The following is an 18,298-nucleotide window of genomic DNA, read 5'->3' on the forward strand; positions in this document are numbered from 1 at the left end:
ATGAGCACCGCGACCGCACACCGCTCCACCGCCTGGCACACCGGCTCACGCGTGTGGCACGGCGTGCTGGCCGCGGTGATCGCCGCGTCGCTGATCACCCAGTTGGCGCTGATCTCCACCGGCGGGGCGGACGTCAACGCCGGGCACGCCGAAGCGCAGGTGGCGGTCGGCGTCCGGTTCGTCCGCCTGTTCAGCTACTTCACCATCCAGAGCAACCTGTTCGTCCTGGTCGTGGCGATCACCCTGGCGCTGGACCCCGCCCGCGACGGCCGCGCCTGGCGGGTGGCGCGGCTGGACGCCCTGCTCGGCATCACCATCACCGGCCTGGTGTTCGCGCTCCTGCTCGCACCGCTGGTCCACCCGGTCGGCCCGGCCTGGTGGGTGAACCTCGGCTTCCACCGCCTGGCCCCGGTGCTGACCGTGCTCGGCTGGCTGCTGTTCGGCCCCCGGCCGCGCGTCGACCGGTCGACCGCCGCCTGGGCGCTGCTCGGCTGGCCCGTGCTGTGGATCGCCTACACGTTCATCCACGGCGCGATCACCGACTGGTACCCCTACCCCTTCCTGGACGTCACCGAACTGGGCTTCAGCACGGCCCTGCGCAACACGCTGTTCGTGGTGCTGGCCGCCGCCGTCATCGCCTGGCTGGTGGCGATCGCGGACGCGAAGCTCCGCCCGAAGCCGGGCGCCTCCCCCACCGAGGCGGGGGAGGCGCCCAGGCGGTCGAACGATCAGGAGGCGTAGTCCTCCAGCATCTCGGTGACCAGCGCGGCGATCGGCGAGCGCTCCGACCGCGTCAGCGTGACGTGCGCGAACAGCGGGTGGCCCTTCAGCTTCTCGATCACCGCCGCCACCCCGTCGTGCCGCCCGACCCGCAGGTTGTCGCGCTGCGCGACGTCGTGCGTCAGCACCACCCGCGAGTTGGAGCCCAACCGGGACAGCACGGTCAGCAGCACGTTGCGCTCCAACGACTGCGCCTCGTCCACGATCACGAACGAGTCGTGCAGCGACCGGCCGCGGATGTGGGTCAGCGGCATGACCTCCAGCATGCCGCGGTCCATGACCTCCTCGACCACGTCCTGGCTGACCAGCGCGCCGAGCGTGTCGAACACCGCCTGCGCCCACGGCTGCATCTTCTCGCTCTCGGAACCGGGCAGGTAGCCCAGCTCCTGGCCGCCCACCGCGTACAGCGGGCGGAAGACCACCACCTTGCGGTGCTGGCGGCGTTCCATGACCGCTTCCAGACCCGCGCACAGCGCGAGCGCCGACTTCCCGGTGCCGGCCCGTCCGCCCAGCGAGACGATGCCGACCTCGGTGTCCAGCAGCAGGTCCAGCGCCACCCGCTGCTCGGCCGACCGGCCGTGCAGCCCGAACGCCTCCCGGTCACCGCGCACCAACCGCAGCCGCTTGTCCGGCGTGACCCGGCCCAGCGCGCTCGACGTGCCCGCCAGCAGCCGCAACCCGCTGTGGCAGGGCAGCTCGGCGACGTGCGCCAGGTCGAACAGCGCCGGGTCGATCACGCTCTCCCGGTACAGGGCGTCCACCACGGACTGGTCGACGTCCAGGTCGGACATCCCCGAGTACCCGGACAGCGTGACGTCGTGCGCCCGGTACTCCTCGGCGGCGAGCCCGACCGCGCCCGCCTTGACGCGCAGCGGCATGTCCTTCGTGACCAGCGTGACGGTGTCGCCCTCGGCCGCGAGGTTCAGCGCGCAGGCCAGTATCCGGGCGTCGTTGGAGTCCGTGCGGAAACCCGCGGGCAGCACCTCCGGGTCGGAGTGGTTGAGCTCGACGCGCAACGTGCCGCCGTGCTCCCCGATCGGCACCGGGCGGTCCAACCGGCCGTGGCGCGATCGCAGGTCGTCGAGCAGGCGCAACGCCTCCCGGGCGAACCAACCCAGCTCGGGGTGGTGCCGCTTGCCCTCCAGCTCGCTGATCACCACGAGCGGCAGCACGACCTCGTGCTCGGCGAACCGCGTGGTGGCCAGTGGGTCGGAGAGCAGCACGGACGTGTCCACCACGTACGTGTTGGTCGTCGGCGCGTCAGAGCGCCCGGAAGTGCTGCGCGATGAGCCTGAGGAACGGCTCGCGGGTCGTCGTGCGTTCACGGCAACTCCCTCACGAACGCGGCACCCGCGTCCGCTCCTCGCTGGGCCAGGCACCACCCCGATCGACCGGCACGCCGTCTAGCTCAGGCGCACCGACCACGAGGGCCGGGTGCCGGCCCCCTCGCGCACACCGCCACGATCAGGGCCTCCCTGCGCGGTCCGCAGTGGACGCGTCCCGCCAACCGGAAGTTACCTCCGCCGGTCCCTCTTATGCAGGCAGCCACACAGGTGATTCGTCAATTCGTCACCTGGCCGCAAAATTGGCGAAATCCGCCCAGTGGGGGTCTCCACGGCCGATCCGGGGGCATCACAACGGCCCAACGGGGCATCGTCCGTGCAGCTCAGAGGTGGTGCGGCGAGGTAGATCACCCGGGGTCGCGGGACAGCCAGGGCACCCCCGCCGCGACCTCTTCCGCCAACACCGCCGGCACCAGCGGTTCGTCGAGCAACCGCAGGTAGCGGTCACTCATGGTGTCGGTGTGCGCACGCAGGTCGAGCCACGCGCGGACCAGTCGCACACCCTCCACGTACGTCGTCGTGTACGCCCGCCACAGAGGGTCACCGAGGAAACGCAGCATGTGACGGGCGCGGCGTTCGGGGACCAGCAGCCAGCGGCACAGGAAGTCCACCACGTCATCCGGGTGGGCACGCCGGTCGTGCAGCATCAAGGCGGCGTCCTGACGCACGGTGAGCAGCCCGGACAGCGCGGCCTCGACGCGCTCGGACAGCTCGCCGTCCATCCGCAGGCCGAGGTCGGCCACCACCTCCTCCGCCCAGCGGCCCCAACCCGCGCCGACCACGGCGTGCAGGCCCAGCTCGGCCATGCCCTCGGCCATCAGGCACTGCGGCGTGTTGATCAGGAACAGCGCCTGCTCGGCATGCCCGCGCTTGCCGACCAGGCCCACCTCCTTGCGGCAGTGCTCGGTGTGGTGGCCGGGGTAGGACTCGTGCGCGACCAGGTGCGGCAGGTTCGACATCCGGTGGCCGAGGTCGGCGTTGACCGCCACCCGCGACCGGAAGCCGCCCAGGTAGTAGTTGAAGCCGCTCCACGGCTTGTCGGTGACGACCTCGTACTCCACCACCTCCTCGGCGGGCAGCTCGAACCGCTGCCGGACGCGGTCGCGCAGCGCGCTGGACAGGGCGTGCACGGTGCCCTTGAGGCGGCGCGGCGGCACCTCGTCCAGCGCGCGGTGGTCGGCGAGCCGTTCGCGCAGCGTGCCGGGGCCGGGCAGCAGCTCGTCCAGGCGGGCGTGCGCGCGGCGGTAGGTGTCGGGGTGGCCGGGGGCGATGTCGACCTGGAAGTAGGCCCGGACCTCGTCCACGAAGCCGACGCGCACGCCGGCGAGCTTGCGCGCGGTCGTCTCGACGGCGACCAGGTGGGCCTCCAGGAACCGCTCGCGCTCCGGCGCCAGGCCGGCGCCCGGCAGCTCGCGGCGCAGCAGCGACGCCTGGCGGGCCAGCGCGGTCGGGTGCGGCCTCGGTTCGCGGTCCACGGCGCGGCGCAGCGCGGGGTCGCCGGTGAACGAGTCGACCAGGCCCGGGGACAGCTTGTCCAGCCGCAGCCCGAGCAACAGGTACTCCCGCACGATCCGGTCGCCGTCCACGGACTGAAGACCATACGAGATGACCGCCCGGTTTACCACAGGCGCTCCGCACGGACTAATTGCGACGGGAAAAGACACCGTAACGAGGGATAGCCACCTTCGGTGGATCACACAATGGTGTCACAGAGATCCAGATGGGGGCGGCGGTTCGGTAGTTTGCGCACAGACAACCGACATCCGGGCTTCCGAGCAGCGCTGGATCGACCGGGGGAACCCCCAAAGAGGAGTGTTGAAGTGCTGAAGAAGGCAAGCACCGTCGCCGCGGTCGTGACCGGAATGATGCTGTTGGGCGCTCCCGCATTCGCCTTCGCCGGCGAGCCCCACGAGCACGGGCACGGCCACGACGGCCACAGCTACGGCTCGTGGAACCTCTCCGTGGACGAGGGTGAAGAAGGGGACGTGGCCGACCAGTTCGGTCTGCTCAACTTCGGCAACGACTCGGACGTCGCGAGCAACCTCAACGTCTGCGAGACCGAGGTCAACGTCATCGGCATCCCGGTGCTGTCGCAGAACGACGAGAGCGTCTGCATCGCGACCGACAACGACGACAACGACGGCAACTGAGCAGGCCGCGGCCTGTTCACGGGCCGTCCGGGCGCACCACGCCGCCGCACGGCCGGGCGTGGTGCGCCGGCCACCGGGAAAGCGGTAGCGCGCAATACCGCTGAATCGGTGGCGCAAGAACGTGGCGCAATGTCGGAACAAGCCCGAGAACCAAACTCAAAAACATTGCGTTCACACGATGGTGTCAGCCGGGTGCAATCCACAACGCAGACCGGTAAATTATCGAAGCGAGGGCATACCGCCTGAGCCGCCAGACTCCCCGAATGCTCGCCAATGACGAGCGCGGTTGGGCGTCACACAAATCCCCCACTAGAGGAGTGTGTTCTACATGTTGAAGAAGGCAGGCGCCGTCGCCATCGCCGCGGCTGGTCTCATGATGCTGGGCTCTCCCGCGTTCGCGTCGCCGCACATGGACGACGACTCGTACTACGCCGTGGGCTACATCGACGAGGTCGAGTACACGAACGTCGACTACGACGAGGGCGAAGAGGGCGACGTCGCCGACCAGTTCGGCCTCATCAACTTCGGCAACGACTCCGACCTCCTCAGCAACATCAACATCTGCGAGACCGAGGTCAACGTCATCGCGATCCCGATCCTGGCGCAGAACGACGAGAGCACCTGCATCACGACGGACAACGACGACAACGACGGCAACGACGCGGGCAACTCGCACGACAACGACTGATCCAGTCGCAGTCCGTCAAGGGCGGCGCTCCCCGGTCCGGGGTGCGCCGCCCTCGGCGTTGTGGGGCTCGCGGCGTCAGGCTCGCCGTGTCGGGGCTCGCCGTGTCGGGGCTCGCGGCGTCAGGAGCCGAAGCGGCGGTGCCGGATGGCGTAGTCGCGCAGGGCGCGCAGGAAGTCGGTGCGGCGGAACTCGGGCCAGTACGCCTCGCAGAACCAGAACTCGGAGTGCGCGGACTGCCACAGCATGAACCCGGACAGCCGCTGCTCCCCCGACGTGCGGATGAGCAGGTCCGGGTCGGGCTGGCCGGACGTGTAGAGGTGTTCGGCGATGTGGTCGACGTCCAGGACCTCGGCCAGCTCCTCGATCGTGCCCCCGGCCTCGGCGTGCTTCTGCAGCAGCTTGCGCACCGCGTCCGCGATCTCCTGCCGGCCGCCGTAGCCGACCGCGACGTTGACCTCCAGGCCGGTGCGGCCCTTGGTGCGCAGCGCCGCCGCGGACAACCGGGCGGCGGTCTCGGTGGGCAGCAGGTCGAGCGCGCCGACGTGCCGGACGCGCCACGGGTTACCGGGTTCGGCCAGCTCGTCCACGATGTCGGCGATGATGTCGAGCAGCGGACCCAGCTCCTCGGCCGGCCGGTCCAGGTTGTCGGTGGACAGCAGCCACAGCGTGACGACCTCGACCTCGGCCTCGCGGCACCAGGTCAGCAGTTCGAGGATCTTGCGCGCGCCGGCGCGGTGACCGTGCGCGACGTCCGCGAAGCCCGCCTCCTTGGCCCACCGGCGGTTGCCGTCCAGCACCACGCCGACGTGGCGTGGTCGTTGCCTGCCGTCGAGCCACCGGTTCAGCCGGTACTCGTAGACCGGCAGGAGGAGCTTGTCCTTGATGCGCTCGCGAAGACCCACGCTGGAAGAGCGTACGCCGGGTGGGGGCGGTCACGCTGACACGTGCTGCCCCGGCCACCTACGCTCCCGTAACCTCAGCGGGGTGACCACGTCGACTCATCCCCAGCCGCCCGAGCCCGCCCTGCGGCCTCGCCTGCGGGGTTGGCTGCACCTCTGGTCGTTCGTCGTGTCGGTCGGGACCGGCGCGGTGCTGATCGCCCTGGCCGCCGCCACCGTGTCCGCGAAGGCCGCGCTGGCCACGTCCGTGTACGGGGCGACGGTGCTCGGCCTGTTCGGCGTGAGCGCGCTGTACCACCGGGTGAACTGGGTCAGCGTGCGGGCGCGGACGTGGATGAAGCGCCTCGACCACTCGATGATCTTCGTCTTCATCGCCGGCACCTACACCCCGTTCGCCCTGCTGGCCATGCCGCCGAACACCGGCAACGTCGTGCTGCTGGTGGTCTGGCTCGGCGCCCTGGGCGGCGTCACGCTGAAACTGGCCTGGCCGCACGCCCCGCGCTGGCTCGGCGTGCCGATCTACATCGCCCTGGGCTGGGTCGCCGTCTTCGTCCTGCCGGACCTGCTGAACCACGTCGGCGTCGCCGCGCTCGTCCTCCTCCTCGTCGGCGGCCTCCTCTACACCGCCGGCGCCATCTTCTACGCCTCCCGCTGGCCCAACCCCTGGCCACAGGTCTTCGGCTACCACGAGTTCTTCCACGCGGCCACGGTGCTGGCGGCGCTGTGCCACTACATCGCCATCTGGTTCGCCATCTACTCCTGACCAGCGGTTTTACTGTCTTCCCACCCCTGATTCCCATGATCAGGCCGTCTCCAGGCCGTCACTTCGAGAAACGCGATGGCTGCCTGGGCCACGGCCCTCGATACTCGGCCGCATGACATCAGTGGCAGGACGGGCCGTGCGCTGGGTGAGCGATGAGCCGTTCCCCGGATGCGTCGAAGTCCAGCTCACAGACGTGCACGGAGTTGTGTGGAGCCTGTTCGACAAGCCGCCCATCTTCGACGGAGCTGATCCCCTCACACCTGACGCGGCGTACCCGGTGGATGTGCAGGTGAGCTGCGAAGTCATCGGACGAGAAGGGCTGCCGGACGGCGCAGAGGTGCTCACGATCTCGACCCGACGACCCTGGGGCATCGAGACGCCCGATGGTCGGACTGAGTTCCAGGTGAACGCCAACCAGGTGACCACGTCGTAGGTCACGCCGTCTCCAGGCCGTCACGTCGCTTCTTGGGCTTGAAGAGGCGGTTGGCGGCCTTGCGGCTCTTGTCGTGGCTGGTCGGCATCAGGTGCGTGTAGGTCCGCAGCGTGAAGCCCGGATCGTGGTGGCCGAGGTGGGCGGACAGAGCCTTGATGGATACGCCGTTCTCCAACTGGCTGGACGCGTAGAGGTGCCGGAGCCCGTGCATCCCGTCCTCCCGCTCCCGGTATTCCAGCCCTGCTGCTTCGAAGGCCGGACGCCAGATGCCCATGTTGAACACCTGACGCCTGACCGCGCCGCCGTCCATCGTGAGCACCAGGCGCACGGTCACCGGATCACCTCCCGGCCGGTCCCATGGAAGCGTGACGTCGACCGGCGGGTGCGCTGTCATGTGATCGTCCAGCGCGTCCAGGACGCCGTCACCGAGCGGCACCGTTCGCGCCTTCTTGCTCTTGGGCAGGGCATAGACGAGCTGGTTGGCGACGATCCTGACTTGACGGACGACGTGCAGCTCACGGGCGTCCCGGTCGATCTCGTCCACGCCCAGGCCGAAGATCTCGCCCTGGCGCAGGCCGGTACCCGCAGCGAGCACCAAGGCGATCTTGTACTCGACCGGCAGCGCGAGCTGGACCGCCCGCATCCGCGTCTCCGGCCAGGGCCTGACGCGCCGCTCCGGCGGTGACGGCCGCTGCACGCTCCGCGCCTTGCACGGGTTGCCGGTGATGATCTTCTCCTCCACCGCCGCATTCAGGATCGAAGACAGCCGGTCGAACAGAAGTTGCTGGTAGCGGAGGCTCAGACCCGCGTCACCCATCGAGCCCAGCCACTCCCGGACCCTCGGGATGCTGATCGACTTCATGGCCATCCCGCCGAAGAACGGGACTAGGCGCTTGTTCACCTGGTTGTGCAGGTTCTCCTGGGTGGCGGCGTCCTGGGACTGACCGCCGAACCAGGTCTCCACGTACTTGGAGAACTTGATCTCCCCGGCTTTGGGGTCGACGTACTTGCCCTCCCGCTTGTCCGACTCCATCTCTAGGAGGAAGTCGTCCGCCCGCTTCTTCTGGCGGTCCGGGAAGCTCTTGCTCTTCTCCTTGTTCTGCGGGTCGAGGTAGCGGACCTTGTAGCGCAGGCCCTTGCCGTACAAGGAGGTCTTGACTCTGGTGACTTTCTCCGTCACGGGGTCGCGCTCCTCCTTCCACCAACGATCTTGGACGTGCCCCACGGCAGACTCCTCCTATCGGTTGAACTGCTGAAACAGCTACGCGTCCAGGTCTTCGACCCACCGACGCACCTGGGCGGGCACGTAGCGGAGGTACTTGCCGACCTTCCGCACCGGCGGCCCGTATCGACGCCACTTCCACTGGTAGAGCGTCTTCACCGGCACACCGAGGTAGGTGGACACGTCTTCGACGGTCCAGAGCCGGTCAGCCCCTTGCCTGTCATTCATGGCGTTCCCCCTGGTCAAGCCGCTACCTGCGGCGTTGCTGAAACATCGCGCGCCGATGGCGTTAGGCGCGCGAGCGTGGCTTGAGCCTGCTGGTACTCCGTCTGCCAGGTGAGCCGCTGGGCGATCATGTGCATGAGGAGTTCGGTCCGGGATGGGGCGTGCGGGTCACCTGGTCGGACCGGTCCCCACTGGAGGCGCGACCGGTCGTCTTTCGGCTTGGCGATGCCAGCGGCTTTGAGGGCTTCGCGGACGAACGTGGCGCGGTCCGCCTTGTGCTCGGCGAGCGTCTTGCCCGACCAGCGGCGCGAGACCAGGACGCGGCGACCGGGCAGGCCGAGGGTGTCTCGGCGGTGCGCCTTGCCCTTGCAGTGGCCAGGGGTGGTCTTGGACGTCACGCCCTTGGGCTGGACGCCGTAGAGCAGCCAGATCGCGCATCGCTCCGAGCACGGCGTGACGGCCAGTTCCGCTGCCAGGCGGTCCGCGTGGTCTGCGAGCCGGGGCGAGGTGTCGACGTCGACCACTTCGGTGATGGACTTGGTGAGGTACTTGGTCAGGTAGCCGATGTGCCGCCCGGACTCCTCCGTGCCGCCGAGGATGCCTTTCGAGTGAACTTGACGGCCGAACTCAGCCACGTGCGCCGGAGCGTCCAGCTCGGCCACGGCGTCGGCCCAGGTGGTCAAGGGCTGCTCGGTGCCGGGGTCCACGAACGCCTTGGTGCGCATGTCCCAGACCGGCAGCCGGTCACCGCCGTACTTGAGGTGGTCATGGTCAGGCCACCAGACCTGGAGGTAGGTGGCAGCGGTGACCTGGCGGATGACCTTGTGCGGGATCGAGCCGCGCACGGCGAAGTGCGCGTGCGGGGTGATGCGGCGTTGCGGCTCGACCGTGCCGAAGTACTGGGCATCGAAGCCGACGACCCGCCGGAGGTTCTGCCACCACCGGTCGACCAGGGAGGCGAAGTGCACGGCGTCCCTGGCCGCCCGCCGGTAGTCGTAGGAGTCCGGGTCGACCGGGGCACCGTCCGGTCCGACCTTGCCGTACGAATCGAGCGTCAGCGTGATGAACGTCGATGGCCGGTACTTGCCCGCGAACTCACGCCCGACCGTGCGCTTGGCGACCTTCCGGCGGGGAAGGTTCGGCGTGTCCTGCCTGCGCCGGGTGGACCTGACCGGCGCCGTTCTTCCGGGCCGTTCCACGGCGGGGAGGTTCCCGCGGACTCCCTCCCGCTTCAGATCGGTGTCCGCCTCCCGGATGCCTTCGCGGAGGTCTTCCACCTGATCGAGCGCGCCCTCCGCCACGGCCTGGCGGTACTCGGCGGTCAGGTCCGAGCGGTAGGTCACCAGCTCGACCTGGTCGCGGGTCGGCGCGTGCCGTTCGGCGATGGGTTCATGGTCGAGGTGCCAACCCTCACGACACTGAGCCATGCGAGAGCGGCGGTTGCGGTCGGCGCAGGCCGGGCACTTGGACGCCTGGGTGGAGTTGCAGCGGACACCGACGATCCGCACCTCTCCGGTGTCCAGGTCCACGACCTCCCGCAGCACGGGCCGGGTGCACACGCCGTGCTGTTCGGCCGCCGCCTTGACCACGTCGAGGGACAACGGCATCCGGGCACGTTCGGCCGACGTCATGCCCGCCACGTCCAGTGGCACAGCCGGGGTCGTCACGCCGCCACCTCCCCCGTGCCATCCGGTCGAGTGGGGAACTCGTGCACGGCCGCGTCAGCCAGGAACACGCCCAGCTCGACCAAGTCCGCGTCGGTGACGTGGAAGGCCCGAGCCCGCTCCGGCTCTCCCCTGCCGTCCGTCTTCACCCAAGCCACGCCGGGTGTCTGCTCGCTGATCTCGTGAGCCGCCGCACCACGAGCACGGGCACCGTCGCCAAGGACCATGTCCACCTGCGCCGACTCGTCCAAGCGCAGCGCCACGCGGGTGCCGAACAGGTGCCGGAATCCCACAACCTCCTTGCGCGGGTCCTGCACCAAGCCCAGGACGCAGAAGCCCGGAGCACGGCCCTGTGAGGTGATGGTCTGGATGGCGCGGGTGGCGCGCTCCCGAAGGCCCTTGTCCGGCTGGTAGGCGATCAGGTCCGCCAGCTCATCCACCACGAGCACCGTGAACGGCTCACCGTTCGAGCGCGCCCACAGCCGCCTCACACCCCGGTACCGCGCGGCCCGTTCCTTGACTTCCGCCGCCAGCTCCTCCAGCAGCTCGACCGCCTCACGGCCGTTGTCGAACACCAGCCGGGCGAACGCGTCCGGGCACTGCCCCAGCTCCATACCGCCCTTGGGGTCGATGCCCACCAGGCGCACGAGTCCGGCCCGCACCGCCGGAGCAAGGTGCCAGATGATCGACCACAAGACCGAGCCCTTGCCCGCACCCTGCACACCGACACCAAGAACTTGGTTGCCCTGCAAGCGAATCCGCCACGGCTTACCGGTCTCCGTGCGCCCGACCACCACTCGCTTGAGGTCGACCGCGTCTGCATCGTCGGACAGGAACGGCACCGGCAGCGACCGTGCCAACGGGTCATGGTGGACGAAGTCGAGTTCGATCACCTTCGGCCGCACCACTCGCACCCGGCACGACTGCGCCCCGAACGAGTGCGCCAACCCGTCACGGCGCAATTCCCACGCCTCCGGTGCCTGCGCCGGGATCAGCCGCACCCGAACCCGGTCGCGCCATCCCTCGGATCGCACCCGCCGCAGTTTGGGCCGATACTCACGTCCCCGGTCGTCCTTGGCCAGCTCGGCCAGGCGCATCGTGGTGCGCCAACGCGGCACGTACACCGTCGCCCGCCGGTACTCGGTGACCAGCCGGAACCACACGTGCCGCAGGAACGACGCCCGGTCCAGGCCAGCCCAGACAGTGAGCCCCGCCGTCAGGCTCAGCAAGGCCAGGACCAGCGGCGACAGCCCGAACCGCGTCCAGCACCAGGCCGCCGTCAGCGGCACCAGCGTGACCACCGGGTACCGGACCACGACGAGCACCAGGCGCACGACACCGACCAGCAGCAGCCACACCAGCGCCACGATGAACGCCAACCACTTCAGCTTGCCCGGCATCAACGCCCACCACGGCACCCGAGGCCGAGCGCCCTCGAACGGAGCCGGATCAACCCACCGCGCCATCACGCCACACCCCTGGCCGAGGTAAAGATCAGCGCGAGCCACCCCAAGCACGCGCAGCAGTCGAGCTGTCCGGGTGCGAACACGCCGAACCGCTTGCACCGCCGGCACCTGGTGCCGTTGGACGGCTTCCACCCTGACGGGGCGACGGCCCGATTTGACGCACGTCCCCCGCGACGAGATACCCTTGTCATGACTGGAATCCCTTGTGTGTCAACAAAAGTGCATGGCGAAGCCAGTCAGGTGAGTCGCGGGGAGACAGCCGGAGCCCGCCAAGACTTGGACTGCCTCCCCGCGACCACACCGACCAGCCGCGATCTGTTCAGTTGTCACGCACCTGCGGCGCGGTCACTCCTCGTTGTCGTCGACCTCGAACAGGTCCTCGAACACCATCGGCGCGAGCGCCTTCAACGCACCGGCGATGAACCCCGGACCCGGCATCGACTCGCCGGTCCGGACCCGCTTCACCGACGCCCGGTTCAGCCCCATCGCCTTGGCCAACGCGTACTCCGACCGGAACCCCGCCAACGCCATCGCACGCCCGAACGAGTCCGCCCGCAGGAATACCGCGAACTTCGGCTTGACCCCGGCGACACCGGTCATCGCGGACGGCTCCCCGGCCCCGACTCCCCGTAGATCGAGGCATCCGACCACACCGTGCCACCGGACGAGCCGTAACCCGGCTGGAAAACGTGGTTCGGCGACGGGTCCAGCACTCCCGTCAGGAAGTGGGCACACCTGGTCAGTTCGGTCAGGAAGGCCGCCAACCTCTCCCGCCCGTCCTCACCCTCCGGCATCCCCAGCACGACTTCGCCCGGGTCCAGCGTCAACCGCAGCCCGTACCAGTCCGTACCCGGATAGTTGACCACCTCAGCCTTGGACTCCGGACCCGGCGTGAACAACCCTTGCAACTCCACGATCCCCCCTCAGGCCGCAACCGACGGAGCGCCCGCCGACGTGTCCGACTTGCCCCGACGCCCCTTGGCCGCCTCCTGCGGCGACACCATCTCCTCCGCCCAGACCGTCCAGTTCACCCAGCCGTCCCGCACGTACGGCGACACCCTCAACCCCACGAACACCGCCGGACGGAACGGCGTACCGGGCAGCACCTCCGGCGGAACCGGCTGGTACTCCGACGCGATCTTCACCACCGCCCCGGTGTTCTTCCCGCGCGCTGACGGGTCGGTCCCCTGGACCGTCCACACCGGCAACCCCGACACCTTGTCGACCGCCGGACGCGGTGCCTTGCCCTCGCTGAACTCCTGCGCCCGCTCCACCTTCAACACGAAGAACCCTTGCGGGAACAGCTCATCGAACGTGATCGAAAACCTGTGACCAGCAGGAATCGCCATAGTTCCACCTCTCGTGGCGCGCCGCGCGCCTCTTGTTCACTCGACTACTAGTGTACACAAGTATGCAAGCAGTAAGAGCAGTCCGCTGACCAGCGCAAACTGGTCAGTCGGGGCTACTCGGGTGCGTCGAACTCGTATGTGAACTGGTACTTGTCGGCAGCAACCACGCTGTCGAAGACCTCCACCGCCCGGCCGTCCTGGTCGTAGGCGATCCTCCGGAGCTGAACCACCGGCACGCCCGTACCAAGCTGCAGGGCTCGTGCCTCCTCGGGAGTGGGCATGCGCGCGGTCAGATCCTCACGAAACCGCGCCAGTGTGTGCCCCTCCTCCTCCACCCTGGCATACGAGCCGCCCGGTCCGGAGTCCTCATCGAGCAGCTTGGTTCCAGCGGCCAAAGAGCTCGCGAAGTAGCTGTCCGCCAACTGGAGCGGTAGGTCGTCGGCGAACATCACCCGCCGCCTGACCACCACTTTTTCACCACTGCTCAAGTTCAGAGCATCAGCCACAAAATCCGGTGGGTCGATCTCACCGACTTCGGTCAACCGCTGGCGTGGCACCATTCCAAGCCGCTTCACCTCTGCCGCGAAAGCACCGTCGCCCTCTTGCCGCCGCTTGCGCGAGAACCGGGCCAAGCTTGCTCGAACGATCACCGGAGTCGAGCGCACGAAAACGCCACGGCCATGTTGCGAGACGGTCAGCCCTTCGGCGGCCAGCTCTCCGAGCGCTCGACGGACCGTCACCCTGGTGACGTCGTATCGCTTCGCGAGTTCGTTCTCCGAAGGCAGTCGAGAGCCAGGACCATAGGTACCGTCCTTGATGGACGACCTCAACTCGTCCGCGATCTGCCGGAAGACGGCTCGATCACTAGACGGATCAACGGGCACCGCACACTTCCCCTCAAGTTGTCTACTTGGGTAGACGAGTTTACTGCACCCTGCAGTGCCTTGAGACCTCGGGCCACGATGAATGCATCCCGAATGGATGGACACCCCGGCCCGGTACTGAGCGTTGACGAATTGCGCTGTATGAGATCAAGGCGCGCCGCCTGCGGCGGCGCTCGACGCAGTCCGGCGCACGTTGGCACCGACTCCCCGCATCACGGCACGCCGGGCTCCCGCTCCGCTCCGCCCGTCGGCCGTGCGCGGAGCCGGTGCACGTGGCCGGGTGGCGGCGCGCCGGGCGACAACGGCCGCCAGAACCATGAGCCTGCCAGCGGCACCGGTCGGGACGATCGCGCGGTCACGTGGTTCGGGCGGGCCGGGCACGGCGATCGACTGCCGCGACGGCTTCGCCGCCTTGCCACCGGGAGGGGTGTCCGAGTGAGGAAGTGCCCGACACGCGAACGGGCACCACCTCGACCGGTTGGCGGCGAGGTGGTGCCCGTGGCGCGGACAGACCAGGACCAGGCCGTCCTCAGGCCGTCGAACGTCCGAAGACGGCGAGACCGAGCGAGAAATCACGAACGACGTATGCCCAGCTAGAACGCTGTTTCAGACGTCTTCAGGCACAAGGCGTCCGACCGGCGGTCAGATCATCGCCATCTGGTTCGCCATCTACTCCTGACCGGCGCCGGTCTGGTGGGTGGGTAGGTCGGCGCGGGGGCTCGGGCCGACGAAGTGGGTGGTGGTTGGTCAGCCCAGGTCGGGGCCTTGGGCGCGCAGGTCGTCCACCCTGGTCATCGCCTCGCGCAACTCGGTCAGCCACGTGTCCGCGTGCTCGCCGACCAGCCGCACCGCCCACGCCAGCGCCTCCGACCGCGACCGCGCCACCCCGGCCGCGACCAGGGTGTCCAGCACCACCCGCTCCGGCTGCCGCAGCCGCGTCATCACCGGCACGGACAGCGTGGTGAACAGCTCCTCCGTGCCACCGAGCCGCGCGCCCCAGGCGACCTTGCGCCGGTACCGGTGCTCGGCTTGGCGGGCGATCTCGATCCGCTCGTCCCTGGTCTGCTCGCGGAACCGGCTGATTCGGCCCGACTCGGCCGCCGCGCGCTCGGCGTCGTCGGAGAACCCGCCGTCCAGTGGGGGCAGCGCGCCGACGACCAGGATCTCCTCCCGGTCCACCGTGACGTCCGGCGTCCCGGTGAACCAGCCGTCGGGCAGCCGGCCGCTGAACCAGGCCGCCGCGTCGTCCGCCGGCGGGTGGTCAGCCTGCTGCCAGCCGCCCCGTCCTCCCCAAGCACGTCGCATCTCGCACCACCTTGATTACATGATTACGTCGATGCAGACGCTACGCCCGCAGCCCACGCCGCGGACCCGGGTTCGCTACCGGTGGACGGTCAGCGCCTCCGCCAGCTCGCCCACCGTCGTCACGGGCCGGTCGCACACGTACCCCCGGCACACGTAGACCGCCGGGCCGCCGTCCACCAGCGGTCGGTCGGCCAGCAGCGGTGCGGAGTCGGGGGCGCCCGCGACGACCACGCCGCCGCCGTGCACGCCGGTCCGCGCGGCGGCGACCAGGTCCGGCGCGTCGCCGACCACGGCCACCTGCACCGGGCCCAGCGCCAGCGCCTCGGCCACGCTCAGCCAGTGCCCGGCGAACCGGGGCTCCCTGGCGGCCAGCAGCCCGGCTCGCGCGACGGCGGCCTCGGCGGCCTCCCGGTAGCTCGACGGCCCGCCCAGCACGGACGCCGTGACCAGCGCGGACGCCAGCGACGACGCGCCGGACGGCGTCGCGTTGTCCGACGGGTCCGACGGCCGCTGCACCAGTGCCTCGGCGTCGTCGGCGGTGTCGAAGTAGACGCCGGGCTCGTCGCCCGCGAACCGCGCCAGCGCGGTGTCCAGCAGCGCGCACGCGGCGGTGAACCACCGGACGTCGCCGGTGGCCTGGTGCAGCGCCAGCAGGCCGTCGGCGAAGCAGCCGTAGTCCTCCAGCACCCCCGCCGCCGGGCCCGCGACGCCGTTGCGCGACGTGCGCAGCAGCCGCCCGTCGACCAGGTGCACGTCCAGCACCAGCGACGCCGCCGCGACGGCCGCCTCGACCCAGCGCGGCTCGCCGAACACCGCGCCCGCCTCGGCCAGCGCGCCGATCGCCATCCCGTTCCACGCCGTCACGACCTTGTCGTCACGCCCCGGCTGCGGCCGGCGGTCGCGCACCTCCAGCAGCTTCGCGGCGATCTCCGGGTCGGGTTCGCCGAGCATCCGCAACGTCGACGTGCCGTGCTCGAACGTGCCCTCGTCCGTCACGCCGTAGAGCGCCGCAGCGCGCGCTCCGGTCGCCAACCCCAGCGCCTGGACCAACTGCGCGGGCGTCCACACGTAGGTCGCGCCCTCCACACCCTGGGTGTCCGCGTCCAACGACGCCGCGAACCCGCCCTCCGGCGTGCCGAGGTCGCGGATCAGGAAGTCGGCGGTCTCCCGCACCACCGCCCGGTACCGCGGGTTGTCGTCACGGCGGCTCAGGTGCGTGTAGGCACGCAGCAGCAAGGCGTTGTCGTACAACATCTTCTCGAAGTGCGGCACCACCCACGCCGCGTCCACGCTGTAGCGCGCGAACCCGCCGGCCAGCTGGTCGTACAGCCCGCCGTTCGCCATCGCGTCGCACGTCGCCCGCGCCATCGACAGCGCCTGGACCGACCCGGTCCGCTCGTGGTGGCGCAGCAGGAACTCCAGCACCGTCGACGGCGGGAACTTCGGCGCGCCGCCGAACCCGGCGTTGACCCGGTCGAAGTGGCCGAGCAGCGACACCACCGCGCCCGCCAGCACCTCCTCGTCCACAGTGGACTGCGGCAGCGGCTGGAACGCCAGCTGCGCCACGATCCCCGCCGCCGACTCGCGCACCTGGTCGCCCTGCTCGCGCCACGCGTGCTCGATGGCCTCCAGCACCTGCCGGAACGACGGCAGGCCGGGGTGCGGCGTCGGCGGGTAGTACGTGCCCGCGTAGAACGGCTCGCCGCCGGGGGTGAGGAAGCACGTCATCGGCCACCCGCCCTGGCCGCTGAGCGCCTGCGTCACCGCCATGTAGACCGCGTCCACGTCCGGCCGCTCCTCGCGGTCCACCTTGACGTTGACGAAGTGCTCGTTCATGTACGCCGCGGTGCCCTCGTCCTCGAACGACTCGTGCGCCATCACGTGGCACCAGTGGCACGCCGCGTACCCGACCGACAGCAGCACCGGCACGTTCCGCGAGCGCGCCTCCGCGAACGCCTCCGGCGACCACGGCCACCAGTGCACCGGGTTCTCGGCGTGCTGGAGCAGGTACGGGCTGGTCGAGGACGCGAGCCGGTTCGTCATGGCTCCACAGTAATTCCCGGACAACCGCCGGACCGGTCGACCAGACTGGGCCCGTGGAACCCCCCGACGAGCCGTTACCCCACGACCTGCGCCACGAGACCGGACCGTTCGACGTGGTCGGCGACGTGCACGGGTGCCTGGTGGAACTCCTGGACCTGCTGAGCGAGCTGGGCTACTCCGCCGAGGGCGTGCACCCGGACGGCCGCAAGGTGGCGTTCCTGGGCGACCTGGTCGACCGGGGGCCCGACACGCCGGGCGTGCTGCGGCTGGCGATGGCGATGGCGGCGGCGGGCAACGCGATCTCCGTGCGGGGCAACCACGAGGAGAAGCTGGTGCGGGCGTTGCGCGGGCACGACGTCCAGGTCAACCACGGCCTGGAGCACTCGCTGGCCCAGCTGGCGCGCGAGACGCCCGAGTTCCGCGCCGAGGCGCTGGCGTTCTGCGACTCCCTGGTGCCGCACTACGTGCTGGACGGCGGCAAGCTGGTCATCGCGCACGCCGGGTTGCCCGAGCGCTACCACGGCCGCGAGTCGGCGCGGATGCGGTCGCTGGCGCTGTGGGGCGTCGGCACGGGCGAGTTCGACGCCCGCGGCTTCCCCGTCCGCCACCCGTGGGCGCGGGACTACCGCGGCGCCGCGATGGTCCTGTACGGGCACACGCCGGTCGAGGAACCGGAGTGGGTGAACGGGACCCTGTGCCTGGACACGGGCTGCGTGTTCGGCGGCCGGCTGACCGCGCTGCGCTACCCGGAGCGGGAGGTGGTCTCGGTGCCGGCCCGCCGGACCTGGTACGAGCAGTAGGCCCGGCTAGTCCTTCTTGACCGCCTCGTCAACCGCCTCGTCGGCCGCCTTCCCGCCCGCCTTCTCCCCCGGCTCGTCGAACGAGGCGGGCAGCTTGCGCAGGTGCTTGTTCATCGACTTCACCAGGAACACCACCGCGATGAAGAACAGCACCAGCATCAGCAGGCCCAGCGGGGAGGACTTGCCGAAGTCCTCCTGCTGGCCGCCCGGGTCCTTGTCCGTGGACGGCTGCCCGGCCAGGACGACCGCCGTGGTCCGCTCCCACGGGATCGGGTCGAACGAGG

General features: G+C 69.8%; 19 protein-coding genes and 1 pseudogene. 6 read left to right on the forward strand and 14 right to left on the reverse strand.

Going from position 1 to position 18,298, the window contains the following annotated elements:
• Positions 1–741 carry a Pr6Pr family membrane protein gene (locus tag AB0F89_RS03190; protein WP_367132368.1) on the forward strand — a complete coding sequence of 247 codons (741 nt, stop codon included), beginning with the start codon at positions 1–3 and terminating at the stop codon, positions 739–741.
• Here AB0F89_RS03190 and AB0F89_RS03195 read toward each other — a convergent pair.
• On the reverse strand, positions 729–2,018 hold the full coding sequence (locus AB0F89_RS03195; protein ID WP_367132370.1) for a PhoH family protein: 1,290 nt from the start codon (positions 2,016–2,018) through the stop codon (positions 729–731). The genes AB0F89_RS03190 and AB0F89_RS03195 overlap by 13 nt on opposite strands.
• A gap of 452 nt (positions 2,019–2,470) precedes the next feature.
• Positions 2,471–3,709, reverse strand: a complete 1,239-nt coding sequence (locus AB0F89_RS03200) for a DUF885 domain-containing protein (RefSeq protein ID WP_367132372.1) — start codon at positions 3,707–3,709, stop codon at positions 2,471–2,473.
• A 234-nt stretch (positions 3,710–3,943) separates the two neighbouring features.
• Between AB0F89_RS03200 and AB0F89_RS03205 the strand changes: the two genes are divergently transcribed.
• Complete coding sequence (locus tag AB0F89_RS03205) at positions 3,944–4,273, forward strand: hypothetical protein (RefSeq protein ID WP_367132373.1); 330 nt, start codon at positions 3,944–3,946, stop codon at positions 4,271–4,273.
• Between the two features lie 328 nt (positions 4,274–4,601).
• Positions 4,602–4,961: a hypothetical protein gene (locus AB0F89_RS03210; protein WP_367132375.1), complete on the forward strand. Its 360-nt coding sequence runs from the start codon at positions 4,602–4,604 to the stop codon at positions 4,959–4,961.
• A 119-nt stretch (positions 4,962–5,080) separates the two neighbouring features.
• Here the strand turns inward: AB0F89_RS03210 and AB0F89_RS03215 are convergent, their stop codons facing one another.
• Entirely contained in the window at positions 5,081–5,863 is a 783-nt protein-coding gene (locus tag AB0F89_RS03215; protein ID WP_367132377.1) for an isoprenyl transferase, read from the reverse strand.
• A gap of 82 nt (positions 5,864–5,945) precedes the next feature.
• Here AB0F89_RS03215 and AB0F89_RS03220 point away from each other — a divergent pair, with 82 nt between their 5' ends.
• Positions 5,946–6,623 carry a hemolysin III family protein gene (locus AB0F89_RS03220; protein ID WP_367132379.1) on the forward strand — a complete coding sequence of 226 codons (678 nt, stop codon included), beginning with the start codon at positions 5,946–5,948 and terminating at the stop codon, positions 6,621–6,623.
• A gap of 112 nt (positions 6,624–6,735) precedes the next feature.
• A complete protein-coding gene (locus AB0F89_RS03225; protein ID WP_367132381.1) occupies positions 6,736–7,056 on the forward strand; it encodes a hypothetical protein in 321 nt (106 codons plus the stop codon).
• Between the two features lies 1 nt (position 7,057).
• On the opposite strand, the gene AB0F89_RS03230 is transcribed toward AB0F89_RS03225, so the two are convergent.
• The 10 genes from AB0F89_RS03230 to AB0F89_RS03275 form a co-directional block, all read right to left on the reverse strand.
• Positions 7,058–8,281 carry a tyrosine-type recombinase/integrase gene (locus AB0F89_RS03230; protein WP_367132382.1) on the reverse strand — a complete coding sequence of 408 codons (1,224 nt, stop codon included), beginning with the start codon at positions 8,279–8,281 and terminating at the stop codon, positions 7,058–7,060.
• A gap of 36 nt (positions 8,282–8,317) precedes the next feature.
• Positions 8,318–8,506 carry a helix-turn-helix transcriptional regulator gene (locus tag AB0F89_RS03235; RefSeq protein WP_367132384.1) on the reverse strand — a complete coding sequence of 63 codons (189 nt, stop codon included), beginning with the start codon at positions 8,504–8,506 and terminating at the stop codon, positions 8,318–8,320.
• Between the two features lie 14 nt (positions 8,507–8,520).
• Positions 8,521–10,134 carry a replication initiator gene (locus tag AB0F89_RS03240; RefSeq protein ID WP_367138674.1) on the reverse strand — a complete coding sequence of 538 codons (1,614 nt, stop codon included), beginning with the start codon at positions 10,132–10,134 and terminating at the stop codon, positions 8,521–8,523.
• A 32-nt stretch (positions 10,135–10,166) separates the two neighbouring features.
• Positions 10,167–11,567, reverse strand: a complete 1,401-nt coding sequence (locus tag AB0F89_RS03245) for an FtsK/SpoIIIE domain-containing protein (protein WP_367132386.1) — start codon at positions 11,565–11,567, stop codon at positions 10,167–10,169.
• A gap of 411 nt (positions 11,568–11,978) precedes the next feature.
• Positions 11,979–12,233 carry a transcriptional regulator gene (locus AB0F89_RS03250; protein WP_367132388.1) on the reverse strand — a complete coding sequence of 85 codons (255 nt, stop codon included), beginning with the start codon at positions 12,231–12,233 and terminating at the stop codon, positions 11,979–11,981.
• Positions 12,230–12,547 carry a hypothetical protein gene (locus tag AB0F89_RS03255; RefSeq protein WP_367132390.1) on the reverse strand — a complete coding sequence of 106 codons (318 nt, stop codon included), beginning with the start codon at positions 12,545–12,547 and terminating at the stop codon, positions 12,230–12,232. Before AB0F89_RS03255 ends, AB0F89_RS03250 begins: the two co-directional genes overlap by 4 nt.
• A gap of 9 nt (positions 12,548–12,556) precedes the next feature.
• Positions 12,557–12,916: a hypothetical protein gene (locus AB0F89_RS03260; protein ID WP_367132392.1), complete on the reverse strand. Its 360-nt coding sequence runs from the start codon at positions 12,914–12,916 to the stop codon at positions 12,557–12,559.
• A gap of 179 nt (positions 12,917–13,095) precedes the next feature.
• The gene (locus tag AB0F89_RS03265; RefSeq protein ID WP_367132393.1) at positions 13,096–13,866 is read right to left on the reverse strand and encodes a GntR family transcriptional regulator; all 771 of its coding nucleotides are present in this window, start codon (positions 13,864–13,866) and stop codon (positions 13,096–13,098) included.
• A 747-nt stretch (positions 13,867–14,613) separates the two neighbouring features.
• Positions 14,614–15,171: a hypothetical protein gene (locus AB0F89_RS03270; protein ID WP_367132395.1), complete on the reverse strand. Its 558-nt coding sequence runs from the start codon at positions 15,169–15,171 to the stop codon at positions 14,614–14,616.
• Between the two features lie 75 nt (positions 15,172–15,246).
• Entirely contained in the window at positions 15,247–17,214 is a 1,968-nt protein-coding gene (locus AB0F89_RS03275) for a thioredoxin domain-containing protein (protein WP_367132397.1), read from the reverse strand.
• 68 nt (positions 17,215–17,282) lie between these two features.
• On the opposite strand from AB0F89_RS03275, the pseudogene AB0F89_RS03280 reads away from it, so the two are divergent.
• Positions 17,283–18,008 (forward strand): annotated as a pseudogene (locus AB0F89_RS03280) (metallophosphoesterase); the annotation flags it as partial.
• 12 nt (positions 18,009–18,020) lie between these two features.
• Here AB0F89_RS03280 and AB0F89_RS03285 read toward each other — a convergent pair.
• Positions 18,021–18,284, reverse strand: a complete 264-nt coding sequence (locus tag AB0F89_RS03285) for a hypothetical protein (RefSeq protein WP_367138676.1) — start codon at positions 18,282–18,284, stop codon at positions 18,021–18,023.
• Positions 18,285–18,298: the final 14 nt, after the last annotated feature.

The sequence above is a fragment of the Saccharothrix sp. HUAS TT1 genome, assembly GCF_040744945.1.
Taxonomy (GTDB): Bacteria; Actinomycetota; Actinomycetes; order Mycobacteriales; family Pseudonocardiaceae; genus Actinosynnema.